Below are 25,599 nucleotides of genomic sequence, written 5' to 3' on the forward strand. Positions count from 1 at the left end.
TATCGGTGTTCTTCACACGCTGTGCGTCGACGATGATAAAGCGCGTTCTGGCGCACCCCTGTTGGCATCGAACCTCGCCCACCTGATTTCTTTAAGGCCTGCTCCAAAACACTGGTACTGTCTTGGGACTTCTTTGCAACGGCGCTATTTGCGCCTGTAGACCAGTTCAGGATGAGGGTGCGGCATGTAAGTTAAAGTGCTCTGATTTCAAAATATGATGCTTCCGGTTTTACAAATAAATAACAAATCGGGATGAGGCATACTTTCTGCTCTGTTATTATGAAGATGCAGAGTAATGAGAAAGGGCTGGAAACTGTGAAACCACTATCTGAAGAATTGGAAGAAATCGAAATGCTCACTTTGAGCCATTATAACCAGCATGCCGATGCCTTTTGGGAAGGCACTAAAGATCATGATGTGACGCAAAATTATGCCGCATTTCTAGCGCCGTTTCCGGCCGGTAAGAAACTCGATATCCTCGATTTTGGTTGCGGGCCAGGTCGGGATATACGCTATTTTCAATCATTAGGCCACCGGCCAACCGGTCTGGACGGAAGTGAAAAATTTTGCCGCATGGCGCGACGATATACAGGCTGTCAGATTCTCCAGCAAACCTTTCTTAACTTAAACTTGCCCCGGCACGCGTTCGACGGCATCTTTGCCAATGCTTCACTTTTCCATGTTCCCAGCCTCGAATTACCCCGGGTGCTCAATGCATTGCAGGACGCATTGCGCCCTGACGGTATTTTATTCTTATCCAACCCGCGCGGTAATAACGAGGGCTGGTTCGGACAGCGCTATGGCCACTATATGGAATTGGAGGTCAGCAAAACTTACCTTGAGCAGTCAGGGTTTGAAATAATCCATTATTATTATCGCCCTTCTGGCAGACCTATCCATGAGCAGCCTTGGCTGGCGATTGTATGTCGTTCTGCCGAACAATCAATGCTCAGGGATAATGAAGGAAAGCCTTATTAATAGCTGATATCAAGGCCGGATTAATATTTCAGTCCTCAACATAATAACCGATATGCTTTTTGAAACCGAGGCTTATAATGACAACTATTGTCTTTATCAGAGGTCGGGAACAATGATCGAGATCAGCAACGAAGAGCTTGATGATTTAACGAGAAGTTGCCATGAGCTGATGGCATCCCAGCAGACCTTATTGATGGCCACTGCTTCGGCAAACGGCATGCCTGACATCAGCTATGCGCCTTTTGTGCGGGATAGGGCGGGCGTTTTCTATATTTATGTCAGCGAACTGGCCATCCATACGGCCAATTTACTGAACAATCCGCAGGCATCGATATTATTTATACGCCGGGAAGCTGAGTCGCCTAATCTTTTTGTAAGAGAACGGGCTGTGTTTAGCTGCCGTGTTGAAGAAATAACCCAGGATGATGACATGTATGCGATCCGGCTAGACGCGTTACAGGAAAAATTCGGTGAAGTTGTTGGAATATTACGCTTATTAACAGATTTTCATTTATTTGCTTTAGGTCCTGAAAGCGGGCGGTATGTCGCTGGTTTTGGCCGGGCCTTCACTATTAATTTAAACGACGACAGTCTGAGCCTTGTGAGGTCTGCCAAAGGCAATCAGACAAAATAGCCGCCCAAAGGCGGCTATTTATAGCGGTTGAAAAATTTAAATTACAATAGCTCCAACAGCAAAAACAATACAATTGTTAAACCTAATCCACAGTAAATCACTCCTTGAATGCTGGCATAAGGGCCCATTTTCCCTGCGGCCGGTAATTTCTTCATCACGTTAATATTTTTTATAGCGGGGTATGCGCCGTTATATTCCAGCACCAGAATTATGATTACCGCGATAATAAACGCTAGCAGTTTAAAGCTATGCGGATAATGAGATGAAGACGCCATGAAAAACAGCATCGGAATTGAAAATAAAGCATTAGTTCTTGAGGCCAAGCCGGCGGCGGCTAAAGCGCTCGCAGCCTCAGGTAACACTTCTCCGCCGCCGGCTGCCTGTTTCGCTGAAGCAATCACTGTTTTCTGATTCGGCCATATGATCAACCAGACATTCAAAAACATAAAGATGCCCAGCAGGGCGCCGACGTAAATATCAACCGACATTCCTCCGCCTCTAACGGCGAAAATACCCAGGCCGGTTATTAAAGTAAACATGGCTCCCCAACGAAACCACCATAAAGCCCGAGGAACCAGTTTTTGTGTAACATCCGATTTTGCCGCCGCCTCGGCTTCTTTAAAATATTCAGTTTGTACAAAGTTAAAGTAATAAAGCAATCCGATCCAGGTAATGCCCGCTAGAAAATGTCCCCACCTCAAGAGCAGTTCAATACCGATAGTTGTTGTAACGATGCCCATAGTAATACCTCTTAATTGTTATTATTGGTTACCCGCACCTTTGATTTTAATGGTGCTGGTAAATAGTCAGCTCAACAGCGTAAAAATGTCAAATAAAATCGCAACTAAATGCTGCTGTCACGACTGATTTCCAGGCTTCCCTGTTGGCCTGGTTTAGTGATTTTGCCTCTAATTAAATAAATGTTGTATGATTTGCCCTTCCAAAATCATGAGGGTTGGCAATGAGCGATCACGACCAGGTAAAAAAAGCCAAGCGCCTTGCTGCTGTGGTTTATCTTTTGATTATGGCGGTGATTATGGGCGGAACTTATGTGTCAGAACAGAATAAGAAACAGAAAGTGAAGATGGCTGAGGGAGCATCGCAAGCTTTGCTGATGCCTGCTGAAGAACCGGTTATTTTTTCCGATTCGCAGACCCGGCATTAACGCAAGCGGTTTTTGCATTTCTTGCCATGCTTTTTACCAGCTTAGTGAATTTATCTGCTATTTTAAAAATATAAAGTCCGCAAAATTAAAAAGCGGGATATATTTCATATAAAATCTGTTGACACTGGAAGCTCCAGAATTTTAATTACTGCAAGTCGCTGACCCTATGACAACGCCATCTGGTTAGCCAGGAGGATTATATGCAAACTTTTGAACAGGTCAAAGATGTAATCGACTATAACAAGAAGCTACATGATCGCTTACGGAAATATTATCTCGCGCTTAATGAAAAGAGTCAGTCGGACCGCGTGAAATTGTTGCTGAATTATCTGATTGAAGACCAACGCCATACCGAAGAGACGTTAGCCAGTTTCGAGGCCGTAACTCAGCAGTCCATTCTGGACACTTGGTTGCAATACGCTCCCAGTATTGATCTTCACCAATTGATCGACAGTCATCCCATACGCGCTGAAATGTCGATGGATGAAATCGTTCAGTTGATTTGTGAATTCGGCGAAGCCTTCGTGAATTTTTTCCAAGAGGCCGCGAATGAATCCGAACTGCCAAAGATCAGTCAGATATTCCAAAATCTGGTCGCCATGGAGACTGAAGCAAAAAATAAACAGTTGCGGGCTGCCTCGTTTGAAGATATGTAGTTAGCAATAACAAATGCAGGCAGCTGATAAACTTTACCGAGACTAGGGCAAAGTCTGGATGATATCGGCGAAGCGCTTGGTCACCCGTTCAAAACCGGCTTTACTGGGATGCAGTTCATTTTCCCACAAATCCTGGTAATCGCCGCCGTTCGATAAAGTGTTGCGAAGATCAATGTAATGCACATGAGAAAACCGACCTAGGCTGGCAACTTCCTCAAGCATTGCATTCAACCGGTCAATCAACTCCTCTGCAAGGAGGATGCGTTCGGTCAATTTATCAAATCCTTTCTTTCTAAAGCCAGGCTCCAGCCAGGGACCCGGCAACAGCTTGAATCCTCCCCAAAAGCCTCGGCCATCAGGAACCGGATGATCATAGCCGTGTATCAGAATAGGGAGGGCCTTGCCGAGCTTGTGCATGCATACCTCCGTAATGGCGCTGATTAGCGTTATATAGGCATAACGAATCCTTTCATCAATTATGCCCTCGACAATTTTAGTGTTAAGACCAGCCGCGGCAGAATCCATGTGATTTAGAAGCACCCCGAACTCATTACCGGCAATATCATTGCCGCCGCCCGACAGCAGTATGGCCAGCGGAGACGTCATGCCCCGCCGTAAAATTTTTTCTATGTGACGCGTAAGCTCTTCAAGCTGTCCGCCGCCATAGGCCATTTCTTCTATAGAATCGCCTTTATGGGCCACAGCTTCAACCTCGTAACCGTAATCATCTTCCAGAATACGCAGAATGTCATGGAAAGGATAGTCAAACCAGGAATCACCCTCAGCCACAAGCACGCCCACTGACTCTCTGTCAGCATCTTTGGCCAAGGGTATCGACACCGGACTTTCGATAGTTGAATTTTGCCCGGGAGGCGCCGGCTTGATAAGCTGCATTTTATCGATATTCGCCTGCACAACTGCTTTTCGTTTAGCGAGCGCCTCATTCCTGAATTTTAAAACAGTGACCGCTTGATTAATGCCTGCATCAATCGCCGCTTCTATCAGATTATCTGTGGCCATACATTTCAACCTCTTTCGCATCTGTATAAATGCTCAACCAATTATCAAGGAGATGCCTTATTAGCATAAAATATTACTCTCTAGACCTTATAAATCAATTAAAATGCGGCCATCGCAATATTTTTATTAATATTTCCGGGGAATAGATAAAGGAGAAGCTGGTTTTGACAAACGTGCAGGATATTACGAGCCCGATGACCGCATCGGAAAAACGCGCTACCTGGTCTTTGGCGAGCATTTATGCGCTGCGTATGCTGGGTTTGTTTTTAATCATGCCGGTGCTGTCCCTGTTTGCCGAACAGCTTGAGGGCTCAACCCCTTCATTAATCGGGCTGTCTATCGGTATATATGGAATAAGCCAGTCGCTATTACAAATTCCTTTTGGTTTGCTGTCGGATCGGGTGGGCAGGAAAAAAATTATTATTGTTGGTCTGATACTATTTTTTATCGGCAGCGTTGTGGCTGCTGTTTCAACCACGATTTACGGAATTTTAGCAGGACGAGCAATACAGGGCTCGGGTGCAATAGCCGCTGCTATTATGGCGCTGGTAGCCGATCTGACTCAGGAAGTGCACCGCACCAAAGCCATGGCGTTAATCGGCGCAAGCATTGGCGTATCGTTTGGCGTCGCAATTACCGCAGGCCCCGTGATTGCAGGAATTATCGGCTTGCATGGAATATTCTGGCTGATCGCCTTACTGGCAGTACTGGCTATAGTGATTGTTCTTTTTCTCGTACCCGGTCCGCAGCAGTCTAAAAAACATCGTGATGCCCAGCTTGTACCGGGGCAATTTTCCTATGTTCTGAAAAGCGCGGATTTATTGCGCCTTAATTACGGTATTTTTGTTTTACATGCCATCTTAACGGCCAGTTTTGTGGTTTTACCGCTGCTAATGCGCGACGCGGGCTTACTGCCTGCCCAGCATTGGCAGGCTTATTTACCGGTTTTTATTCTGTCGATGATTGCCGTTATTCCGTTTGTTATTCTGGCCGAAAAAAAGCGCAAAATGAAAGGCGTCTTTACCGGCGCCATAGCTGTGCTGATTACGGCTGATACCGGTCTAATGCTGTTTCATGGAACTTTGCCTGGAATAATCGGCTTTCTCTGGCTGTTCTTCTGCGGCTTTAATTTACTAGAAGCTACCTTGCCGTCATTAATATCGAAAACTGCACCGGGGGATTTAAGAGGGACGGCGATGGGTGTCTATTCCACCTGCCAGTTCATGGGTGCGGGCATCGGCGGAGGCGTCGGCGGCTGGTGCTATGGAGAGTTTGGCGCCAGTGGCGTATTTTTATTTTGCGCCGCCGCCGGATTCAGCTGGCTGCTGGTATCTCTCAGTATGAAACCGCCAAAATACTGGGCAAATCTGCTTATTTCCCTGGAAAAACTCAATGAACAGGACGCCGACGAATTGGTGTCGGAGATGCTGAAAGTCATCGGCGTAGAAGAGATTACTGTGCGTTATGAAGATGCCGTGGCTTATCTTAAAGTAGATAACCAGCAGCTGGATAAAGACCGGTTGCAGTCTGTAATCGCACGCTATGTTAATGCCTGATCAGAGCATGCCCAGGTATATAAACTATGGCTACACCCCGCACCTGTAATCCCGGACCTTAAAACGGCCGATAATTTGAAAATTATCGGTCAATCGCAAGCTTTGTGGTCTGCGGCGACAGCGGCTACAATTGCATGAACAATCCCAACAACTTGACAAACCTTGAGTGCGCTGCGATGAGCAGTTGCAGAGGCTGGGCGCCCAGGATTGATCAATAATTACACGCTACAAGAATTTGCTCAGCCAATCGCTGCGTTCAGTGGCGGCTTTATGCAAGCTCGGTGCCTATAAATCTACGATTTCAGTCGGGTATCAAGTCGTAAGTTCTAAATTTTTAGCCCTTTTTACCTTTTCAGATATCAGAACAGTAATATAGGATAAATTAATGGCAGGAAACAAACAGTAAACTAACCGTAAAAGCAAAAAAGGCCGGAATCGCTTCCCGACCTTATATTGCGTGACTTTATTTATTTGTTATCTTCGATTGTTTTAGCGCTTTATTTTCCGATGCAGAAACTGGAAAATATTTTCCCCAGCAAATCCTCCGAGGTAAATCGTCCGGTAATTTCTGCAAGGCTCATTTGCGCCTGGCTTAGATCTTCGGCGATCAGTTCGCCTGCTTGAGTGGTTTGTAATTGGTTTAAGGCGCTTTCGATAAATTCATCGGCTTTTTTTAAAGCTTCAATATGTCTTCTTCGGGCAATAAAAACATTGTCAGCCGCATCATTAAAGCCAACGCTTTGTTTAAGATGTTGGGTTAACAACTCCACGCCTTCACCTGTTTTAATGGAAAGATAAATCTGTGTATCATTTAAGGATTGTTTTATCTCAGGCGCCCTGCCTATAAGATCTATTTTGTTGTATATTTTGACAATATCAATATTTGGCGGCAGGGTTTTTAATTCATATTCTGTTTCGTGTTCGGTTACGTCAATCAGCAGTAGAATTTTGTCGGCTTTGCTGATTTCTTCGTGGGTTCTGCGGATGCCTTCTTTTTCTATGATATCGTCACTTTCGCGTAAACCCGCCGTATCGATAATGTGCAAGGGCAAACCATCAAGCTGGATGCGTTCTCTTAATATGTCTCGCGTAGTTCCGGCTATATCGGTGACAATAGCCGCTTCATGTCCGGCCAGGGCATTGAGCAGGCTTGATTTGCCGGCATTGGGCTTGCCGGCCAGGACAACCGTCATACCGTCGCGTAATATACGACCTTGCTGGGCAGTTTTTTGTATTTGCTTAATGCTGTGCAATAGCTTTATCAGATGGTTTTCGACGACGCCATCGGTCAAAAAATCGATTTCTTCATCCACAAAATCAATAGCGGCTTCAACATAAGTTCTAAGCTCTGTCAATTCCTCGACCAGCTCATTGATTTGGGAAGAAAACTCGCCCTGCATTGATTTTTGTGCAGAACGGACTGATTGTTCTGTACTGCTTTCAATTAAATCAGCGACCGCTTCGGCCTGTGCCAAATCAAGTTTATTATTAAGAAAAGCGCGTTCGGTAAATTCTCCGGGATTTGCCAGCCGCGCGCCGACAGATATAACCCGGCTCAACAGCATATCCAATACGACTGAGCCACCGTGCCCTTGAAGTTCAAGTATATCTTCACCGGTGTATGAAGCAGGCGCAGGGAAAAAAAGAGCAATACCGGAATCAATGACTGAGCCGTCGTCCTCAATAAAAGACGAATAAAGCGCTTGTCTCGGAACTAAAGGTTTAGTAAGAATTTGTCTGCCAATGTCAGGAACCAAAGCGCCTGAAATGCGGATGATGCCAATACCGCCATTCCCTGGCGGCGTGGCACGAGCTGCAATGGTGTCACAGTTTTCAATAGCCACTTAGTGCTGTTCAGCTGCACTTATTTTTTTGGTGATATAGGTCTGTTGAATAATAGACAAGGTATTATTGACAACCCAGTATAAGACCAGACCCGCCGGAAAAAACAGAAAGAAAATAGTGAAGACGATAGGGAACATCTTCATTACTTTGGCCTGAATAGGATCAATAGGGGCTGGATTCAGACTTTGCTGAATTTTCATGGTAATGCCCATTATAATAGGCAATACGAAAAAAGGATCCTGTATGGATAAGTCCTGTATCCATAATATAAAAGGCGCCTGGCGAAATTCAACCGTCTCGCTCAGTACCCAGTACAAGGACATGAACACCGGAATCTGCACGAAAAGCGGCAAACAGCCGCCCAGAGGATTAACTTTTTCTTTCTTATACATCGCCATCATTTCAGTATTGAAACGGGCCCTGTCATCCGCAAAACGTTCCTGCATCTCTTTAAGTCGCGGCTGAATTTTACGCATTTTAGCCATTGATTTGTAACTGGCTTGCGACAATGGAAATAACAGTAATTTAATAAACAGGGTTACACCCACAATTGCCCAGCCCCAGTTACCCGTGAAGCTGTGTATCTTATTCAATAGCCAGTAAATAGGTTTACCAATAAAGGTTAAAACGCTGTAATCGACCGTAAGCTCAAGTCCTTTTGCTGTTTTTTCCATCATCGGCTGGATTTTTGGGCCGGCAAATAGCCGCGAAACAAATTGGACTTCTGAACCTGGCGCTGCGGTTTTCGAAGGCGTATAAGAGCCTATGACAAACCGGTTGTCTTTAAGCGCTTTAGTATAGAAATGGTTTTCCTGATCAGCTTGAGGAATCCATGCCGAAGCAAAATAATGTTGAATCATCGCAGCCCAGCCGCCCTTACTGGCCACATCAAGATTATCTTCAGCCATATCATCAAAACTTATCTTTTGGTATTTATCTTTTTCCGTATAAATAACACCACCATCATACGCTCTTAAACCGCCGGTTAGCATATTGCCTTTGCCTTCATTATTGGGCACTCTTAATAATTGGCTGTATTGTCTTCCTGACCATGCTGTTCCGGTATTATTTATGGCATTTTGTTCAAGCGTTATCTCATAGCTTCCAGGTTTAAAGGTAAATAATTTAGTCACCATAAGGCCATTGTTATCCGTCCATTTCAAGGGAACTGCCAAGCTCTCTTGTCCAGGTTGTAAGGTGTAGCGGTCTTGTTCGGAGGTAAAAACGGATTGATGATTAGGCGCAGATGCGGAACTGCTGTCCGAAATCAAACCACTTTGCGCGATAAACAATTTTTTCTCATCGCTGTTAAATAAACGTACGGGAACCGGTTTGTTTTCCGGAATTGACAGACCGATCATGTTACGTAAATTATTTACAAAGGTATTGGCTTTTTCTACTGGATAGTTGAGTAAGTCCAGATTACGGATAGTGCCTCCCTGCAGATCGATTTCCAGCGCAATAACATCTGTTTTGACAGTAACAATATTAGCTGTAGTGGCGGGAGCATCGCTAGGGGTTGCAGATGTTTTCTCTGCCGTTTCAGTTTGTGCTCCTCCGCCCGTAGGCAGTTCTTCCTGAATATTGTTGACCGGAGGATTTACAGCGGTTGCAGGTTCAGGTTTTGGGCCATAGTCTGCTTGCCAGGCTTGCCACAACATAATAACAAGCATGGCAAAAGTAACGATCAGTAAAAATCTTATATTATCCATTATTCTTATTACCAAATTTTTCTGGGACCGGATCAATGCCACCTGGATGAAAAGGATGGCATTTTAATAATCTTCTGAGAGCGAGATAGCTACCTATAAAGGCGCCATGGCGTTGAAGTGCTTCCAAGGCATAACTTGAACAGCTCGGATAGAAACGGCAGCTTGGGACAAGCAGGGGGCTAATAAAGTATTTATAAAACTTTATAATGGCTATGAGCATGAAGCGCATCGGATTACTATTTTATGCCAATGCCGCTCCAGGGATTTCCTTAATAATTCCGGCGGAGCATCTGCTGCATCCTTGCGAGCCAGTACAACAATATCCAGGTTTCCCAAGTGTTGTTGTGTTCTAAAATTTTCCCGGACAGCGCGTTTAATCACGTTCCTATGTACTGCCTTTTTTATAGTTTTTTTGGCAATCGCCAAGCCTAGCCTGGAATATTGAAAATCATTCTTTATGGCTAAAAGAGTAAAATACTGGTCACCTGATTTTACGGGCCGGTCAAAAACTTTTTTAAATTCAGCCGGTTTTTTTAACCGTAATCGCGAGGGAAAACAAAAAAACTTCTGCGTCGTCCCATAGTCAATTAAACAGTTAACTGGGCGCGACCTTTTGCTCTGCGGGAATTAAGAACTTTACGACCACCTACAGTTGCCATTCTTGCGCGAAAACCGTGAGTTCTGGCACGTTTAATCTTGCTGGGTTGATATGTTCTTTTCATTTACTTAAAGCCTGATCAGATAGGGGTTAATAAAAACAGATAAAAAAGCCAGAGAATGATAAAATAAATCCCCTAGTCTGTCAATTCTGTAGTCCGGTGTTTTATTGTTGTATAGTAGCAGAATACAAGACGTTTTCGCTAATTAAATCAACGGTTATCTATTTAAATGAGTTCAATTTGGAATAACTGTCTTTCTAAACTTGAAAACGAAATCTCCGACTCAGATTTCAGTACCTGGATACGACCTCTTCAGGCAATTGAAAGTAATGGGCAAATAAAATTGCTTGCCCCTAATCGTTTTGTACTGGATTGGGTTAAAGAACATCATTTTGCAAAAATTGAAGAATCTATTCATGAATTTTCTGACGGCAAACTGGACTTGAATCTGGAAATTGGCTCGAAAAAATCGATGCCGCCTACTACAGAAAAACCGGTTATAGCAAAAGAAGCAAAAAAAGCTAGCCCTCACTTTCTTAATTATGCGTTTACTTTTGATAATTTTGTTGAAGGAAAATCTAACCAGTTAGCGAAGGCCGCATCAATCCAGGTTTCTGAAAATATTGGCAAAGCGTATAACCCCTTGCTTATTTACGGCAGTTCAGGTCTTGGTAAAACTCACTTAATGCATGCCGTAGGTAATGCCGTTTTACAAAAAAAAACATCAGCAATTATCGTTTATCTTCATTCGGAAAAATTTGTTCAGGATATGGTTAGAGCGTTGCAACAGAACTCCATCAATACTTTTAAAGACTATTACCGTGGGGTTGATGTACTTTTAATTGATGATATTCAGTTCTTTGCCGGTAAAGAACGCTCACAGGAAGAGTTTTTCCATACCTTCAACACTTTATTGGAAAAGAAGCATCAGGTGGTTTTAACCTGTGATAAATACCCGAAAGAAATCATCGGTCTTGAAGACCGTTTAAAATCAAGGTTTGGCTGGGGCCTCCCCGTTTCAATCGAACCCCCCGATATGGAAACCAGAGCCGCTATTTTAATGAAAAAAGCAGCCCTGGCGAATGTGGTTCTACCCCAGGAGGTGGCTTTTTTTATTGCCAAAAGAATTCCTTCCAATGTCCGCGATCTTGAAGGCGCTTTAAGACGTGTTATAGCTAATGCGCAATTTACCGGCAGGGAAATTACTACTGAATTTACTAAAGAAGCCCTGCATGATTTGATTTCCTTGCAGGATAAACTTGTCAATATCGATAATATTCAAAAGACCGTTGCTGAATATTTTAAAATTCGAGTGGCCGATTTATCCTGTAAAAACAGAAGACAATCAATCACTAGGCCGCGTCAGATAGCCATGTGCCTGGCCAGGGAGTTGACTTCCCATAGCTTTCCGGAAATAGGCGATGCTTTCGGCGGGCGGGATCATACAACCGTTATGAATGCCTGTAAAAGAATTAACGAGCTAAAGGAGGCGGATAATAAGGTTGCCGAAGATTATTCCAATCTGTTGAGAACATTGTCTCATTAATTATCCAAGCCTGTAGAAAATCTGTGTATAAAATATATTTTTATTAAGACTCTTTATTTACTTACCAGCCATGCACAGCAAATTCCAACCTTAACAATCTCGTTTATCACCATCCCTCTTTTTGATTATTAACAGTCACATTCTGTTTTCAACAGTTATATAAGCGGGTAGTAATATGGAAAAAGTCTTTTATGAAATTCAATATTAATAGAGAAGCAATCCTGGTTCCCTTGCAACAGATAGTCAGTGTCATAGAAAAAAGACAGACTATGCCCATCCTGGCCAATGTGCTAATGGTTATTGAAAACAACCAGCTGATTTTAACAGGCACTGATCTGGAAATTCAGATTATCGCTAAAATCAACATAACCGCCGCAACGCCGGGCACGATTACCGTGCCGGCAAGAAAATTCCTGGATATTTGTCGATTGTTGCCTGCGGGGACTGAGATAAAGCTTGAGCAACAGGGCGATAAAGTAAAAATTCTAGCCAACCGTTGCCGCTTTTCCTTGAGCTCTCTGCCTGCTGGAAACTATCCTGAATTTGCTGAATCCGAGTTAGAGAAAAAATTTTCAATTAACGCAGGCAAGTTTAAAAAGGCGCTGGATAAGACTCTATTCTGCATGGCTAATCAGGATGTGCGTTATTATCTGAACGGCTTATTGCTTAATATTTCCAACAGCAAACTGAAGCTGGTGGCATCAGACGGCCATCGCTTATCTATTTACGAGGATACTTTAGATCAGTCTACAGGTTATGAAGCCAGGATCATTCTTCCCAGGAAAGGTGTTCTGGAACTTAGCCGATTGCTTGATGACCCTGAAGCGGAATTGAAGGTTGAGTTTTCCAGCAACAATATCCGGATTTTTATCGGCCACCTGGTTTTTTCAGCCAAACTGGTGGATTCAAAATACCCTGATTTCGGTAAAGTTTTCCAGCAGGAGTTAGGCAATCCGCTTCATATTCAAAAACAACTTTTAAAGGACGCCTTAACCCGCGTTGCCATTTTATCGAATGAAAAGTTCAAAGGAGTCACTTTTGATATTAATGCGGACAGTTTAAAAATCAGTACCCATAATCCCGAGCATGATGAAGCCGAAGAGGAACTTTTTATCGAATATACCGGCGAACCTTTATCTATTGCGTTTAATGCTCAATATTTATTGGATGCCGTTTCCAATCTTGATTCCGAACTTGCTGTATTAACCATAGCAAATAATGCCAGTAGCTGTTTTATTGATGAGCCTAATGACTGTGCATATAAATTTATTGTTATGCCAATGAGACTTTAAAAATCTTAGCATGAGCTTGCTGAGGCTGAATATTTATAATGTAAGAAACATCCTCAATGAATCAATTATTCCTTCTCCGGCAATTAATTTTATTTATGGAGAAAATGCCAGCGGCAAAAGCTCGCTTCTTGAAGCCATCTATATTTTAGGTCGGGCAAAATCTTTTCGTTCAGCGGCTATTAAGCCTGTTATTAATTTTGCCCACGATCATATAATTGTTTCTGCACAAGCTATGCAACCGAATGGCAATTATCTACATTTAGGCATTCAGATGGAGGAAGACAGTAAAAATTTTTGTTGCCATATTAACCACCATCCAACGCAAAAAAAATCCGATTTAGCTTATGCTTTACCGCTGCAACTTATTCATTCAAAAAGCTATGAACTGCTTGATGCCGGGCCGCAGGGTAGAAGAGAATTTTTAGACTGGGGCGTTTTCAATGATGAAATGCAATTTTTACTGGTGTGGCGGCGGTTCAAGAAAGCTCTACTGCAACGCAACTCTTTATTAAAAACAAGACAACTCGACCAGATTAATATCTGGAATAAAGAACTTGTCTATTACGGTCAAATTGTTCATGACTGTCGGCAGCGATACCTGGAAAAGGTTAAGCCGGTCTTTATTGAAATTATAAAGCGATTTCTGACCATTGAAGAAGTTGACTTGAAGCTTCTGTCCGGTTGGGATTCATCAAAGAAATTTTACGATGTTTTGACTGAAAACATTGAGAAGGATATTCGTTACGGCTTTACCCATAGCGGGCCTCATCGAGGCGATTTTCAATTAATGGTGAATAATAAATTGGCGAAAGATTATGTTTCCCGAGGACAATTAAAACTATTAATAATCAGTTTAAAGTTGGCGCAGGTTCAATTGCTGGCTATTGAAAATAATAATAGGGGATGTATTTTAATTGATGATTTTGCCGCAGAGCTGGATATTATTAACCGTGCCAAATTATTACATTATTTATCTGAAATCCAATGTCAGGTTTTTATAACTGCTATGGAAGTAGCTGAGTTTGGGGATTTGAGCCGCATTAAAAACTATAAAATGTTCCATATGGAACATGGAACAATTAAACCGCTATGATGTTCCACGTGGAACGTTCAAAACAGGAAAACACAAGTGCTCATGAGAAATAAAACAGATCAATACGATAGTACGAATATTCAAGTTTTAAAGGGACTGGATGCAGTAAGAAAACGCCCGGGTATGTATATTGGCGATACAGATGATGGCTCCGGCTTGCACCACATGGTTTTTGAAGTAGTCGATAATTCCATTGACGAGGCTTTGGCGGGCTACTGTAAAGAAATAAAAGTGCTTATTCAAACCAATGGCTCTGTCACAGTTTCTGATGATGGTCGCGGCATACCTGTCGATATTCATGAAGAAGAAGGAAGATCGGCGGCAGAAGTCATTATGACTGTGCTGCATGCAGGCGGTAAATTTAATGATAATGCATACAAGATTTCAGGTGGACTACACGGCGTGGGGATATCGGTCGTCAATGCCTTGTCTGAAGAACTGAATCTTGAAGTACGCAAGAATGGTCAACTATACAAGCAACAATATCGTATGGGTAATCCTGTCGCTCCCATAGCGGCAGTGGGTCCAGCGGAAGGAACCGGCACGTTAATAAATTTTAAGCCCAGTACCAAGACTTTCGGTGATGTTGAGTTTCACTATGACATTCTGGCAAAAAGACTGAGAGAATTATCGTTCCTCAATTCCGGTGTGCGCATTAGCCTGGAGGACGAGAATACCGATAAACACGATATATTTGAATTTCAAGGAGGCATCAGTGCTTTTGTTGCCCATCTCAATAAAAATAAAACACCGCTATTTTCAGAGATATTCTATTTTATTGCAGAAAAAGAGGGCGTCACCGTAGAGGTAGCCATGCAATGGAATGACTCCTATCAGGAGAATGTTTTTTGCTATACCAATAATATTCCTCAACGTGATGGCGGAAGTCATCTGGCAGGATTTAGAGGAGCATTAACCCGAACCATTAATCAATATATTGAATCCACAGGATTAGCGAAAAAGGAGAAAGTCACTACAACCGGCGATGATGCCCGAGAAGGATTGACAGCAGTGCTTTCGGTTAAAGTGCCTGATCCCAAGTTTTCATCTCAAACTAAAGATAAATTAGTGTCTTCAGAGGTTAAGCCGCTAGTTGAATCGACAATGAATGAGAAATTGCAGGAATTTCTGCTGGAAAAACCGCAGCTGGCAAAAGCTATCGTTAGCAAAATTGTAGATGCTGCCCGTGCCAGAGAAGCAGCCCGTAAAGCCCGTGAAATGACGCGTCGCAAGACAACGCTGGATATTGCAGGATTACCCGGGAAGCTGGCGGATTGTCAGGAAAAAGATCCGGCATTATCTGAACTGTTTCTGGTGGAAGGGGATTCTGCAGGCGGCTCAGCCAAACAGGGCCGAGACCGGCGTACACAAGCGATCCTGCCTTTAAAGGGAAAAATTCTTAATGTAGAGAAAGCCCGCTTTGACAAAATGATTTCTTCGGAAGAGGTAGGGACTTTAATTACGGCATTAGGCTGCGGTATAGGCAAGGATGAATATAACCTGGCCAAATTGCGTTATCACCGCATTATTATCATGACTGATGCGGATATAGACGGCTCGCATATCAGGACATTATTGCTAACTTTTTTTTACCGGCAATTGCCTGAAATAGTAGAAAAAGGCTACATCTACATTGCCCAACCGCCTTTATACAAGGTTAAAAAAGGTAAGCAAGAGCATTACGTAAAAGATGATGTTCAATTAAACGAATATCTGATTCAGATGGCATTGGATAAAGCCCAGCTTTTTACTGATGAAGCTGCGCCTCCCATTCAAGGTCATGGCCTTGAAAAACTGGCAAAAGAATTTATCGGTGTAGCCAGTGTAATCAATAGATTATCCAGGCGCTACGATGAAGCCTTTCTGGAGCAGTTTTCCTGTATGGAAGTTATCAATGATGAGCACAAGCAGGATAAGCAAAAGTTGGCTGCCTGGTTTGCCGAAATGGAGCGACAACTGACGGAAGGAAACAATAAAGCGGTATTTTCCATCGAGCTGGACTTCAAGGCTAGCACTGATTTTTCTGCCGTAGTTAATAAGCGCCTACATGGAATAACCAAAACTTTTGTAGTGCCTTCAGCCTTTTTCGCGGGTAAAGACTATCAGAAGATAGCGCAATATGCGCAAGATACTGCCGGGATGTTTAACGAAAGTTCATTTATGCAGATGGGAGAAAGACAACAGCATGTCAGCAGTTTTAAACAAGCTTTTGAATGGATGATGAGAGAGATTAAGAAAGGCCAGCATATCCAGCGTTACAAAGGGCTGGGTGAAATGAACCCTGAACAATTATGGGAAACCACGCTGGATGCTAATAACAGGCGTTTGCTTCAGGTTAAAATTGAAGATGTTATTGCAGCCGATGAGATTTTTACGACGCTGATGGGCGACGTAGTAGAACCTAGGCGGGACTTTATCGCCAAAAATGCACTGGATGTAACTAATCTGGATGTTTAATGCACAAAATAGACTCAAATGAGGGCAAATTTTGTTACTAAGAGGAAAAAAACGATAGCTTACATAAAATCAGGGCATTCTCATGAACAATTTTTCACAACTTAACTCATAAAAAATAGAGAAAACATGTTAGATATTGTCAACGCTGTCATTACCAATGAGTCACCATTAGTGAAGTTATTAGGGGATTTTGATTCTTCCTTTGTTGGGTATGTATATGTCATGCAATTTGATCAAGCACATGTCCTAACGAATGACGAGTTCAAGAGGAAAGTAAATGGCATTCCACATAACTCTTTTCTAGTCGCCGCAGGATTCCATCCAGAAAAATATAATGATTCGAATCATATTGACCGTGAAGTAGTATTGCTTCGAGTTTTAGAGCCAGTCCCACTTCCACAGGACAGCGATTTTGTACGTACGCGTATTGAACATCATCAACGACGAACTGTTGAAGAGAAGTATCCGGTAGGCGTTAATGATGGGCATGATCCGATTACAGCTAATGAACTCCAGGCGGGAGGGCTGGGCTGCAGTGTATTAGGCACATTTTTCATAGACGATGACGGGCATCTACGGCTAGGTAGCGATATTGAAAATTTCATGAGTTTATCGCGAATGCGTGCATTTAAGCCGCGTGGAGACGCACTTGCAACCATTGTTAATCATGTCAACCCAGAAATACGATTGAAAGCAACAGAAGAAGCTCAGAAAGCGGGGTTTCATCAAATTCCATCCCCCATCCATATAGGAACGGTGCGTTACACCTCAACCGCACGTTTGCATCGAGGAAAAGGTGAAGCAAAGGTGGACGTGATGGTTCAGCCAACTGATTTCCTCGCTCGTCGTACCGCAGTGTTTGGCATGACCCGTACTGGCAAATCAAATACTGTGAAGACAACCGTGTCAGCCGTTGCGTTAGCTGCAATGAGCGATGGTATCCCTGTTGGACAGTTAATCTTTGACATTAATGGTGAGTATGCAAATGCTAATCATCAGGACGATGGAAGTTCGATTGCTGATGTTTTTCCGAGACAAACCGTTCGTTATCGTGCAATGGAAACACAGGGCTTCGAAGACCTCCGAACTAACTTTTATACTGAAGTTGATCAGGCATTAAATCTCATTCAAGCACTTTTCAAACAAGATACATCACCTTTTACTGGTCAAGATTTAGACACTTTCATGACATCAACATTAGAAGAGCCTGATACGGATGAGCGATCAGAGCACTATCGTTGAAAGGTTCGTAAGGCAATTTTCCAATGTCTGTTGAAGAAAGCTGATTACGCAGTACCCGGCAATTTCAAGGTTCGCGTTCCGAAAAGCAAGTCTATTCTTGATCAAATCAAACGTTGGGCGAGTGCTCAAAATCCCCCTCATGAAGTAACGATACCCAGTGCTGAGGAAGTGTCTCTGAGCGAGGCAAGTGCATGGTTTGAGTTTTTGCGCTTTATAAATTTGAGACTGCGTGAAGAACAAAAAGAGGCGAGACAACCAGTACTAGGGCTGAAGTCGAGTACCCCAGGCAACGCATGGATTGACCCGGTCATGGAATCCTACTTAAACATGCTTGTGCGCCAAAACAGTCAAGATAGACCATTTGGAGGCTATCGAGCTATCGGCAAGTATAAGACTTATCACTCCAGCCGAAGAACTGCTGATGTAACGGAAGAAGTTATCGGTCACCTGGATGCTGGGAAGATTGTTATTCTCGATCTTTCCGCAGGTCCAGTTGAAATACGTACTGTGCTTTCGGAGCGAATTGCCCGACAAATTTTTGAACGTCAGATGGCGGCGATGCATCAGAATGAAACGCCCAAAAATATCGTTTTATACGTAGAGGAGGCGCATAACCTTATTGGCAAAAAGGCCGACCTCAACAGCACTTGGCCACGCATCGCAAAGGAAGGTGCAAAAGCACGCATTGCATTTGTCTATGCGACCCAAGAACCCTCTTCGGTACACCCCAACATCTTAGCAAACACCGAGAATTGGTTTGTTACGCATCTTAACAATGATGATGAGCTTAAAACCCTAGGCAAGTTCTATGATTATAGCGATTTCATAGGCTCTCTCAAAGCCGCCCAGGATGTTGGCTTTGCACGTATTAAAACTCTTTCATCACCCTTTGTGATCCCAACCCAGATTAATCGTTTCTCTCCGGAAGAGATCAAACAGCGCATTGCATCAATTATTACAACCGGGAGGAGTAATGCCATATAACGGCCAGACTGCGGGAAAAGGCGGACATTCCGACTTTGTACGCAATCCAGATGTACAGGCTTTTCTCCATGACTGCGACTACATGCGGCCTCCTAGCGATGCAGAAGGCAAGGCTATGGCTGCATCCTTCAGTAAAGCGCCTGCAGATGTATCGCCACGATTGCCAGAGTATGTTCTGGCATCTGATGCTAGCAAAAGGGATGAGCCGATTAACGAAAAACTCCCGAGCACACAAATTGGCTTCATAAAAGTGAGTCATGTACTCATTCAAATGAATAAGTATGCCGAACTCATAGACCCAATAACGCGCTTCGTTGATCCATTCAAGGTGGCTGAGCTACATAGAAATGCTTCGCCTATTACCTACACACTCCCGGGAAGCAATATTAGATATAAAGGAGCGAAAAGTGTAAAAGACGGCTTTCGACATGCCGTATATTCCCAACTCGGTGAAGATCGGGCCGGGGGTGATAAGTATCAATTTATTCTAACTGATACGTTATTTGCACTTAGTAACAATAAGGTTGTGGTTAATCGTTGTCCATCATGTAATTCAGAACATGAATTTGTCTTTGTGCCCAAAACACAAACTTTACCATGTAAGGTATGTGACGCCATCATCTACATGACGGATTGGTTACGTCTGCATGAGGGGATATCTGACTTCGGAGACAATACAGTAGCCATTACTCGGATGATGAGCTGCATTGAGCATTTACTTCTTATGGCGTTTATCCGTCAAGTATTTGAAGCCGATGTACGAGCGTTGTCCAAGATGGCTTTTGTAATAGATGGGCCACTGGCAATTTTTGGGCAACCGGCAAAGCTGCATGCTCGCATTATGGCATTTCTCTTTACTGTCAATCTTAAACTTGCCGAATTGAAGAAAGAGCCTTTATTAGTGTTGGGATTACAGAAAACGGGTGAGGTTATGGATCATGCCAACATGATGTCGCGTTTTCTTCCTTCAGGTGTTTTACGAATTCTGGATGATGATTATCGTAATAAATATATAAAAGGAAGCGATGCGCCTGCCGCTAATTTCGGCAATGAAACCTACTTTGGACAAGATTTTCTGTTCAAGACTGAACGAGGAAGGATTTTTAACTTTGCCATTCCATATATGCATCCAAATAAAAAAAACGAAAACGGAGCGAACTTCGCCCAACTGAAGGCTGATCCCAAAGCATATGGATCTCTGATTGTTCGAGCATGCGATTTTATTCGACACTTCGAACTCGACCTTTACGATAGTTCAATTGTTCCTGTTGCGCTTGCACACCGCCACGCTTCGATCAGTATTACACCTGGAGGAAAAGTGTTAGACATTATCACAAAAGCCGGACTTTCGCGTACCTAAAGTACCTGGTATAAAGAAAGATTACAGCGCGGAATCGCCAAAATAAAAGATGGCTATCGGAGACAAAACTTGGTCTATATATGACAAAGTAATATATCCTTGGATTATTAATGGCTTTTAATACCCCACTTCGATACCCAGGCGGCAAAGGACGCTTATCGAATTTTGTGCGGGAGACTATTGATCTCAATGGCTTGCGTGGAGGGGAATATGTAGAATTGTACGCTGGGGGAGCGGGCATCGCCATTACGCTGCTTCTGAATAATGTTGTTAGTCGGGTGCATATCAATGATCTCAATCGCTCTATTTATGCCTTTTGGAACACCGTATTGCACAATAGTGATAGGTTGTGCCAGCGCATTACCAAGACTAATGTAACTATTGAGGAATGGGCCAAGCAGCGGGCAGTACAATCTGACATAAATGCCTCAATGTTTGATTTGGGCTTCTCGACTTTTTTCCTTAATCGGACCAATCATTCTGGAATCATTGGGGCTGGCGCAATTGGCGGCAAGAATCAAGCCGGGCACTGGAAACTCGATGCCCGATTTAATAAGCCGGATCTTGTGGCGCGAATCCAAAAAATAGCGGCAATGTCAGACCGAATATCTTTATATGATCGTGATGCATCAGCTTTTATTAAGCATGAACTTCCAAATATTACTGATATGGCTTTGGTCTACTTAGACCCACCTTACTATGTAAAAGGCAAGGGGCTATATCAAAATCACTATGACTATGCCGATCATGCAGAGATTGCGGGCTTGGTTACTTCTATTAAGCAAAAGTGGTTAGTAACTTATGATAATAATGATCGCATTAAGGCTTTTTATAGCGACTTTCCGCAACGTAATTTTGGGCTGAAATATAGTGCAAACGGTCGATATTGCGGTAATGAAGTTTTAATAACTAAACCGAATTTAATCCTTCCCCCAATGGTGCAGCCAACCCGTGCTGCTTTGCCAATTAGCTTGCTTAAAAATAAAAACACTATCTTATAAGTCGGCACACTTTGTGGAATAGGAAAAGTTAATAAATTGAAATTCCGGCTAAAAAAGTTATATACTTTTGTTGTTATCAATGCAGAGTTTGTTTTATAAGCCGTGGTTAAACTAACGGCTAAACTTGTTTCAGCAAGCTTTGTATTTCAGCCTGAATCTTCTTTCGAAAAAACAGAAACTTCCAGCGCGTTCCGCCACATTGCTTCCATAAAATGGCGGAACGCATCCCTGCCAGCAGCAAGGCGCGTATTTTATTGGCAATTTCAGTCCTGGATAAATATTCCTGTTCGCCACTGACCATGATTCTAGGTTGCATGGTACTGATGGTGCTGTGATAAATTTCGCCAAGATTTGCCAGCACATTTTCATGCAACAGGCCAAAATGTTCACTTTGGGCCTGGGCTCTGGTAATTCCGGTGTGTATGGACTTGATCATGTCCGGCCGGGCGGTTAGCTGTTTTTCCAGAAAAATCAGCGAAGCGGAATAACGGGCCTGCTCAGGATTGGCAATTTTATACCCTGCCATTTGAAGGTTAAGTTGTTCAAGGCCAAGTTTGACGCCGGTTAAGCTGCCATAAATATCGGTAACACTGTCGGAATCGATTTTCAAAACACTGGCAATACTGGCCTCCATAGCAGCCGGCTCGGCAATGCCTGTGGTTGCCAGTTGTTGAACCAGGGCTGCTGCCTGGGCTATGCCGGCCAGCGCTATAGTTTGGTTGGTAATGGTGTTTAATTGCATAAGTTTCTGTTTACAGAATGGTATGAGATCCGGCCCTCTAATTCAGATTGCTCAGGACATCTTTAGCCCAGTTAATACTCTGCACATAGGCTTCGCCAATTTTTTTTTGATCCAGATCCTTAAACGTCATGGCCAGAAGATCCCAATGCTCATAATTAATAACGCATTTAAGAGCTTCACCGCCTACGCCTTCCTTATTTAATATGGCTGATGGAATATCCGGAGCCAACGGCAGATTTTTAAGCGCTTCTTCCAGAGAAATGTCCAGAATACTGTCCAGGCTTGATAAAATACCGATTAGAAAAAAATGGTCGGGCCTATCGCCAATAAGACTTGCCAACTGCTCACACATTTTTCCCCGGATCAAGGCATTTTGCAGCACTGCTTCCGGTTTATTGGACAGTGAAGCCAATGTCAGTATATTTATCCATCGGGTTAATTCCTTAAGGCCAAGATAGGAAATAGCATGTCTGATTGATTCAATTCTATTGGGCAAGGCAAAAAAGGCCGAATTTATATAATGCAACAGTTTATAGCTGAGCCCGACATCCTGGGATATTATTTTGGATAAGTCTTCAAACTCAACATGGGGATTATTAACAACAGTTAACAATCTAATGGCCGCGGATTGATTGATGCCAAGGCGTTTGCCTGCAACAATGTTGGGTTTATTGAAAAAGTAGCCCTGAAAATAATCACAGCCCAAATCGCGAAGATACTGAAATTCATCAAGTGTTTCTACTTTTTCTGCCAGCAATTTTACGTTATAGGGCTTGAGTAGTTTTATCAACTCGCGGGTTTTAGCCTCGCCCATTTCCAGAATATCCAGTTTGATAATGTCGGCAAACTCTATCAGGGCCTCCCATTCCTCGGAAAAGACAAAATCATCCAGAGCAATGGTATAGCCCAGCCGGGATAGTTCTTTTAAGTTATTGATGATCTGTGAGTCAATCTCAACAGTTTCCAGAACTTCAATGGCTATGCGGTCTTTAGGAAGACTTAATGCCGTTTTTTCCAGAATATTCCGGGTGGTGAAATTAATAAAAGCTTTATGAGGTCCTACAATATTATTGATCCCCAGCTCCAGAATACAATCCGTAATGACCTGGTTTGTGGCTTGCGTGGCATCGTCTTTATGATTTAAATCAAAATCCTGACCTCGAAAAAGAAGCTCATAGGCGTAAATATTCAGCTTCTGATCGAAAATCTGCTGCCGCCCGATAATAAAGTCTGACATTGTGTTGATTTAAGGTTTTAAATTCAAATTATAATGATTTTAACAGTTAAATTAACTATTTGATGAAAAATAACGGCACGGGCAAGTCTGTGAAAGAGGATTTGTTGCTTACTTAAATTCCCGCATTACCTATATGCCTTGGCAGACATTTGCCGGAATTCAAAAAGCAATGGAATAAATAACCCAGGTTCATGAAATAAAAGCAAAAAGGTCAAAAATAAGTTTAAGGAAGTTTTATATTCTGATTATGATTAGGGCAATACTGTGATCTTTAGCCACGGTGATGTATTTGTAATATATGGAAAGTTATAAATGATATTGGTAGTCTAAGCATCAATACAAAATAGGTGACGTTGTGGCAGTCGCGAGTATGATATATCCAAAAAAACTGACTCGAGGAGAGCAAATATGACTGAATTTTTATTGTTAACGGTAAGCGGTATGAAATGCGCTGGTTGTGAATCCAACGTAACGGCGAAATTGAAAGCTCTTGAGGGCGTCAGATCGGTCAAGGCTTCGAGCCAAAACAAAGAAGTCAGCATTGAATATGATGCTGATAAAACTGATCTGAACGCCATCAAAGAGGCTATTACTTCGGCCGGCTACACAGTAGAGTAAGGTAGCGGCGCTTAGGTTCATCGGTTATTTATATCAAAAAGGTATTTTCATGAGCACGGAAGAAATTTCTGATACTGCAACGGCCGAATTACGCTTGTCCATTTTAGGAATGAGCTGTGCGGGCTGTGTCAATGCTGTTGAGAGTGCTTTAGCCTCGGTTCCGGGAGTGACTTCCGTGCGGGTCAATTTTGCGGATCATTCTGCCATGGTTAAAGGCTATGCCGATCCTGAATTATTAACACAAGCGGTTAAAGAAGCCGGTTATGAGGCGGCTGTTATGGAAGGATTCGAGGATCCTGAGGAACAGGAAGAACTGGAATTACAGCGCTACCGAAAACTGAGGAGAAAAGCACTGGTAGCGGGAATATTTGGCGCTTCACTAATGGCGGGCGAGCACCTGAATTGGCTTCCCGAAATTGGTTCAGAGACAGGACTATGGTTCTGGCCGGAAATTGCGCTTATTACCTTAAGTATTTTAATTTATTCAGGCTGGCATTTTTATAGCGGGGCGGTCAAGGCATTAGGTCACGGCCAGGCCAATATGGATACCCTGATCGCCTTGGGTACGGGTTCGGCATGGTTGTATTCCTGTGTAGTTATTGACTATTACGATACTCTGCCTTCACTGGCAAAACATGCCTATTTTGAAGCCGCTGTGATAATTCTGGCCTTTATTAATCTTGGAACTGCGCTCGAAACCTTGGCAAGAGGCAAAACCTCCAGCGCCATCCGTAAATTAATTGGTTTGCAGCCGCGTACGGCCAGAGTAGTCAGAAATGGCGAAGAAATGGATATTCCTATCACGGAAGTAGGTTTGGGGGAAACGTTAAGGGTCAGGCCTGGTGAAAAAATTCCCGTGGATGGCGTAGTTTTGGAAGGCCATTCAACCATTGATGAATCCATGCTCACTGGCGAGCCCATGCCGATAGAAAAAACTGCTGGTTCTGACGTTGTAGCCGGGACCATGAATCAAATCGGCAGTTTTCTGTTTAAGGCCATACGTATCGGCCGCGATACGGCGTTAGCCCAAATTATTAAAAGTGTTCGTCAGGCCCAAAACAGCAAACCTGAAATTTCCCGCCTGGCGGATAAAGTAGCCGGTATTTTTGTTCCTGCTGTTGTGGCCGTATCGATACTGACTTTCCTGATCTGGTATGTATGGGGGCCTGACCCTTACCTGGGCTATGCGTTCGTTACTTCAATGACGGTTCTGGTTATTGCCTGTCCCTGCGCATTAGGTTTAGCGACGCCTATTTCGGTGATGGTCGCTGTCGGCAGAGCCGCCCAATCAGGAATCTTGATCCGTAATGGCAATGCCTTGCAAGCGGCCGGCAAGCTGAATTGTTTGGTTCTGGATAAAACAGGTACGGTAACCGAAGGCAAACCGGTCGTTTCAACTGTTGAAGCACTGGGCAATTATAGCCGGGAAACCATACTGCAATTGGCTGCCAGCATTGAATCAGGCTCGGAACATCCGCTAGCTGCAAGTATATTGGCGGCTGCAGACCATAAACAACTGAAGCTGGAAAAAATTAGCCAGTTTGAAGCCATCGCCGGCCGCGGGGTAATAGCGATAATCAACGGGAAGCGCGTGTTTTTCGGCAACAAGGCGTTAATGGATCAAAAAGGCGTCAAATTTACCCGCTATAACAATAAGCTGGAAAAATTGTCTGCATCAGGTCAAACGCCTGTGCTGCTTGCAATCGACAATGAGGCGGCGGGTATCATTGCCGTTTCTGATCCGATTAAAAAGGATTCGGCAACAGCAGTGCAACTGATGAAAAGCCAGAATATGCGTATAA

24 protein-coding genes and 1 pseudogene are annotated in these 25,599 nt (G+C 43.3%); 15 read left to right on the forward strand and 10 right to left on the reverse strand.

Annotation, left to right across the window (positions count from 1 at the left end):
- A pseudogene (locus HUX64_RS13995) lies at positions 1–128 on the reverse strand (IS5/IS1182 family transposase); the annotation flags it as partial.
- A gap of 187 nt (positions 129–315) precedes the next feature.
- On the opposite strand from HUX64_RS13995, the gene HUX64_RS14000 reads away from it, so the two are divergent.
- Both HUX64_RS14000 and HUX64_RS14005 read left to right on the forward strand, forming a co-directional pair.
- Positions 316–978: a class I SAM-dependent DNA methyltransferase gene (locus HUX64_RS14000; protein WP_217426544.1), complete on the forward strand. Its 663-nt coding sequence runs from the start codon at positions 316–318 to the stop codon at positions 976–978.
- A 52-nt stretch (positions 979–1,030) separates the two neighbouring features.
- A complete protein-coding gene (locus HUX64_RS14005) occupies positions 1,031–1,612 on the forward strand; it encodes a HugZ family pyridoxamine 5'-phosphate oxidase (RefSeq protein ID WP_343034410.1) in 582 nt (193 codons plus the stop codon).
- A 41-nt stretch (positions 1,613–1,653) separates the two neighbouring features.
- On the opposite strand, the gene HUX64_RS14010 is transcribed toward HUX64_RS14005, so the two are convergent.
- Positions 1,654–2,352 carry a urate hydroxylase PuuD gene (locus tag HUX64_RS14010; protein ID WP_174626840.1) on the reverse strand — a complete coding sequence of 233 codons (699 nt, stop codon included), beginning with the start codon at positions 2,350–2,352 and terminating at the stop codon, positions 1,654–1,656.
- A 221-nt stretch (positions 2,353–2,573) separates the two neighbouring features.
- On the opposite strand from HUX64_RS14010, the gene HUX64_RS14015 reads away from it, so the two are divergent.
- Together HUX64_RS14015 and HUX64_RS14020 are read left to right on the forward strand one after the other, a co-directional pair.
- Complete coding sequence (locus tag HUX64_RS14015; protein WP_174626841.1) at positions 2,574–2,777, forward strand: hypothetical protein; 204 nt, start codon at positions 2,574–2,576, stop codon at positions 2,775–2,777.
- 200 nt (positions 2,778–2,977) lie between these two features.
- Entirely contained in the window at positions 2,978–3,433 is a 456-nt protein-coding gene (locus tag HUX64_RS14020) for a hypothetical protein (protein WP_174626842.1), read from the forward strand.
- Positions 3,434–3,475: 42 nt separating this feature from the next.
- On the opposite strand, the gene HUX64_RS14025 is transcribed toward HUX64_RS14020, so the two are convergent.
- Positions 3,476–4,453 carry an SGNH/GDSL hydrolase family protein gene (locus tag HUX64_RS14025; RefSeq protein WP_174626843.1) on the reverse strand — a complete coding sequence of 326 codons (978 nt, stop codon included), beginning with the start codon at positions 4,451–4,453 and terminating at the stop codon, positions 3,476–3,478.
- A 194-nt stretch (positions 4,454–4,647) separates the two neighbouring features.
- On the opposite strand from HUX64_RS14025, the gene HUX64_RS14030 reads away from it, so the two are divergent.
- Positions 4,648–6,009, forward strand: coding sequence for an MFS transporter (locus HUX64_RS14030; protein ID WP_174626859.1), 1,362 nt, complete (start codon positions 4,648–4,650; stop codon positions 6,007–6,009).
- Between the two features lie 497 nt (positions 6,010–6,506).
- Here HUX64_RS14030 and mnmE read toward each other — a convergent pair whose 3' ends face one another.
- The 5 genes from mnmE to rpmH are packed head-to-tail and all read right to left on the reverse strand — an operon-like array spanning position 6,507 to position 10,288.
- A complete protein-coding gene (gene mnmE, locus HUX64_RS14035) occupies positions 6,507–7,853 on the reverse strand; it encodes a tRNA uridine-5-carboxymethylaminomethyl(34) synthesis GTPase MnmE (RefSeq protein WP_174626844.1) in 1,347 nt (448 codons plus the stop codon).
- A complete protein-coding gene (yidC, locus tag HUX64_RS14040; protein WP_174626845.1) occupies positions 7,854–9,566 on the reverse strand; it encodes a membrane protein insertase YidC in 1,713 nt (570 codons plus the stop codon).
- Positions 9,559–9,795 (reverse strand): membrane protein insertion efficiency factor YidD, encoded by a 237-nt coding sequence (gene yidD, locus HUX64_RS14045; RefSeq protein WP_174626846.1) that lies wholly within the window; start codon positions 9,793–9,795, stop codon positions 9,559–9,561. The genes yidC and yidD overlap by 8 nt, the downstream gene beginning before the upstream one ends.
- Complete coding sequence (gene rnpA, locus HUX64_RS14050) at positions 9,777–10,154, reverse strand: ribonuclease P protein component (protein WP_174626860.1); 378 nt, start codon at positions 10,152–10,154, stop codon at positions 9,777–9,779. The genes yidD and rnpA overlap by 19 nt, the downstream gene beginning before the upstream one ends.
- Positions 10,154–10,288 carry a 50S ribosomal protein L34 gene (gene rpmH / locus HUX64_RS14055; protein ID WP_174626847.1) on the reverse strand — a complete coding sequence of 45 codons (135 nt, stop codon included), beginning with the start codon at positions 10,286–10,288 and terminating at the stop codon, positions 10,154–10,156. Before rpmH ends, rnpA begins: the two co-directional genes overlap by 1 nt.
- 166 nt (positions 10,289–10,454) lie before the next feature.
- On the opposite strand from rpmH, the gene dnaA reads away from it, so the two are divergent.
- From dnaA to HUX64_RS14090, 8 genes are all read left to right on the forward strand, one after another.
- Complete coding sequence (gene dnaA, locus HUX64_RS14060) at positions 10,455–11,771, forward strand: chromosomal replication initiator protein DnaA (protein ID WP_174626848.1); 1,317 nt, start codon at positions 10,455–10,457, stop codon at positions 11,769–11,771.
- A 191-nt stretch (positions 11,772–11,962) separates the two neighbouring features.
- The gene (dnaN, locus tag HUX64_RS14065) at positions 11,963–13,063 is read left to right on the forward strand and encodes a DNA polymerase III subunit beta (protein ID WP_174626849.1); all 1,101 of its coding nucleotides are present in this window, start codon (positions 11,963–11,965) and stop codon (positions 13,061–13,063) included.
- A gap of 10 nt (positions 13,064–13,073) precedes the next feature.
- Positions 13,074–14,156, forward strand: a complete 1,083-nt coding sequence (recF, locus tag HUX64_RS14070) for a DNA replication/repair protein RecF (protein ID WP_174626850.1) — start codon at positions 13,074–13,076, stop codon at positions 14,154–14,156.
- A gap of 42 nt (positions 14,157–14,198) precedes the next feature.
- Positions 14,199–16,613, forward strand: a complete 2,415-nt coding sequence (gene gyrB / locus HUX64_RS14075; protein ID WP_174626851.1) for a DNA topoisomerase (ATP-hydrolyzing) subunit B — start codon at positions 14,199–14,201, stop codon at positions 16,611–16,613.
- A gap of 126 nt (positions 16,614–16,739) precedes the next feature.
- On the forward strand, positions 16,740–17,855 hold the full coding sequence (locus HUX64_RS19300; RefSeq protein ID WP_217426545.1) for a helicase HerA domain-containing protein: 1,116 nt from the start codon (positions 16,740–16,742) through the stop codon (positions 17,853–17,855).
- A gap of 30 nt (positions 17,856–17,885) precedes the next feature.
- The gene (locus tag HUX64_RS19305) at positions 17,886–18,839 is read left to right on the forward strand and encodes an ATP-binding protein (RefSeq protein ID WP_217426546.1); all 954 of its coding nucleotides are present in this window, start codon (positions 17,886–17,888) and stop codon (positions 18,837–18,839) included.
- Positions 18,829–20,199: a hypothetical protein gene (locus HUX64_RS14085; RefSeq protein ID WP_174626852.1), complete on the forward strand. Its 1,371-nt coding sequence runs from the start codon at positions 18,829–18,831 to the stop codon at positions 20,197–20,199. The genes HUX64_RS19305 and HUX64_RS14085 overlap by 11 nt, the downstream gene beginning before the upstream one ends.
- Positions 20,200–20,309: 110 nt before the next feature.
- Positions 20,310–21,200, forward strand: a complete 891-nt coding sequence (locus tag HUX64_RS14090) for a DNA adenine methylase (protein ID WP_174626853.1) — start codon at positions 20,310–20,312, stop codon at positions 21,198–21,200.
- A 118-nt stretch (positions 21,201–21,318) separates the two neighbouring features.
- Here HUX64_RS14090 and hflD read toward each other — a convergent pair whose 3' ends face one another.
- Positions 21,319–21,942, reverse strand: coding sequence for a high frequency lysogenization protein HflD (hflD, locus tag HUX64_RS14095; protein WP_174626854.1), 624 nt, complete (start codon positions 21,940–21,942; stop codon positions 21,319–21,321).
- 37 nt (positions 21,943–21,979) lie between these two features.
- The gene (locus HUX64_RS14100; RefSeq protein ID WP_174626855.1) at positions 21,980–23,179 is read right to left on the reverse strand and encodes an EAL and HDOD domain-containing protein; all 1,200 of its coding nucleotides are present in this window, start codon (positions 23,177–23,179) and stop codon (positions 21,980–21,982) included.
- A gap of 408 nt (positions 23,180–23,587) precedes the next feature.
- Between HUX64_RS14100 and HUX64_RS14105 the strand changes: the two genes are divergently transcribed.
- On the forward strand, positions 23,588–23,797 hold the full coding sequence (locus HUX64_RS14105) for a heavy-metal-associated domain-containing protein (protein WP_174626856.1): 210 nt from the start codon (positions 23,588–23,590) through the stop codon (positions 23,795–23,797).
- Positions 23,798–23,846: 49 nt separating this feature from the next.
- Positions 23,847–25,599 (forward strand): heavy metal translocating P-type ATPase (locus HUX64_RS14110; RefSeq protein WP_174626857.1); only part of this gene is annotated, 1,753 nt, incomplete at its 3' end.

The sequence above is a fragment of the Candidatus Methylobacter favarea genome (assembly GCF_902806695.1).
Classification (GTDB): Bacteria; Pseudomonadota; Gammaproteobacteria; order Methylococcales; family Methylomonadaceae; genus Methylobacter_B; species Methylobacter_B favarea.

Bases quoted from the DNA above. Each gene is read 5' to 3' on its own strand.
- HUX64_RS14100 (WP_174626855.1), bottom strand. From the start codon at position 23,179: ATGTCAGACTTTATTATCGGGCGGCAGCAGATTTTCGATCAGAAGCTG.
- dnaA (WP_174626848.1), top strand. From the start codon at position 10,455: ATGAGTTCAATTTGGAATAACTGTCTTTCTAAACTTGAAAACGAAATC.
- HUX64_RS14020 (WP_174626842.1), top strand. From the start codon at position 2,978: ATGCAAACTTTTGAACAGGTCAAAGATGTAATCGACTATAACAAGAAG.
- HUX64_RS14090 (WP_174626853.1), top strand. From the start codon at position 20,310: ATGGCTTTTAATACCCCACTTCGATACCCAGGCGGCAAAGGACGCTTA.
- HUX64_RS14005 (WP_343034410.1), top strand. From the start codon at position 1,031: ATGCTTTTTGAAACCGAGGCTTATAATGACAACTATTGTCTTTATCAG.
- HUX64_RS14105 (WP_174626856.1), top strand. From the start codon at position 23,588: ATGACTGAATTTTTATTGTTAACGGTAAGCGGTATGAAATGCGCTGGT.
- HUX64_RS14085 (WP_174626852.1), top strand. From the start codon at position 18,829: ATGCCATATAACGGCCAGACTGCGGGAAAAGGCGGACATTCCGACTTT.
- HUX64_RS14015 (WP_174626841.1), top strand. From the start codon at position 2,574: ATGAGCGATCACGACCAGGTAAAAAAAGCCAAGCGCCTTGCTGCTGTG.
- hflD (WP_174626854.1), bottom strand. From the start codon at position 21,942: ATGCAATTAAACACCATTACCAACCAAACTATAGCGCTGGCCGGCATA.
- HUX64_RS19300 (WP_217426545.1), top strand. From the start codon at position 16,740: ATGTTAGATATTGTCAACGCTGTCATTACCAATGAGTCACCATTAGTG.
- dnaN (WP_174626849.1), top strand. From the start codon at position 11,963: ATGAAATTCAATATTAATAGAGAAGCAATCCTGGTTCCCTTGCAACAG.
- recF (WP_174626850.1), top strand. From the start codon at position 13,074: ATGAGCTTGCTGAGGCTGAATATTTATAATGTAAGAAACATCCTCAAT.
- rpmH (WP_174626847.1), bottom strand. From the start codon at position 10,288: ATGAAAAGAACATATCAACCCAGCAAGATTAAACGTGCCAGAACTCAC.
- yidC (WP_174626845.1), bottom strand. From the start codon at position 9,566: ATGGATAATATAAGATTTTTACTGATCGTTACTTTTGCCATGCTTGTT.
- HUX64_RS14010 (WP_174626840.1), bottom strand. From the start codon at position 2,352: ATGGGCATCGTTACAACAACTATCGGTATTGAACTGCTCTTGAGGTGG.
- HUX64_RS14030 (WP_174626859.1), top strand. From the start codon at position 4,648: ATGACCGCATCGGAAAAACGCGCTACCTGGTCTTTGGCGAGCATTTAT.
- HUX64_RS14025 (WP_174626843.1), bottom strand. From the start codon at position 4,453: ATGGCCACAGATAATCTGATAGAAGCGGCGATTGATGCAGGCATTAAT.
- gyrB (WP_174626851.1), top strand. From the start codon at position 14,199: ATGAGAAATAAAACAGATCAATACGATAGTACGAATATTCAAGTTTTA.
- yidD (WP_174626846.1), bottom strand. From the start codon at position 9,795: ATGCGCTTCATGCTCATAGCCATTATAAAGTTTTATAAATACTTTATT.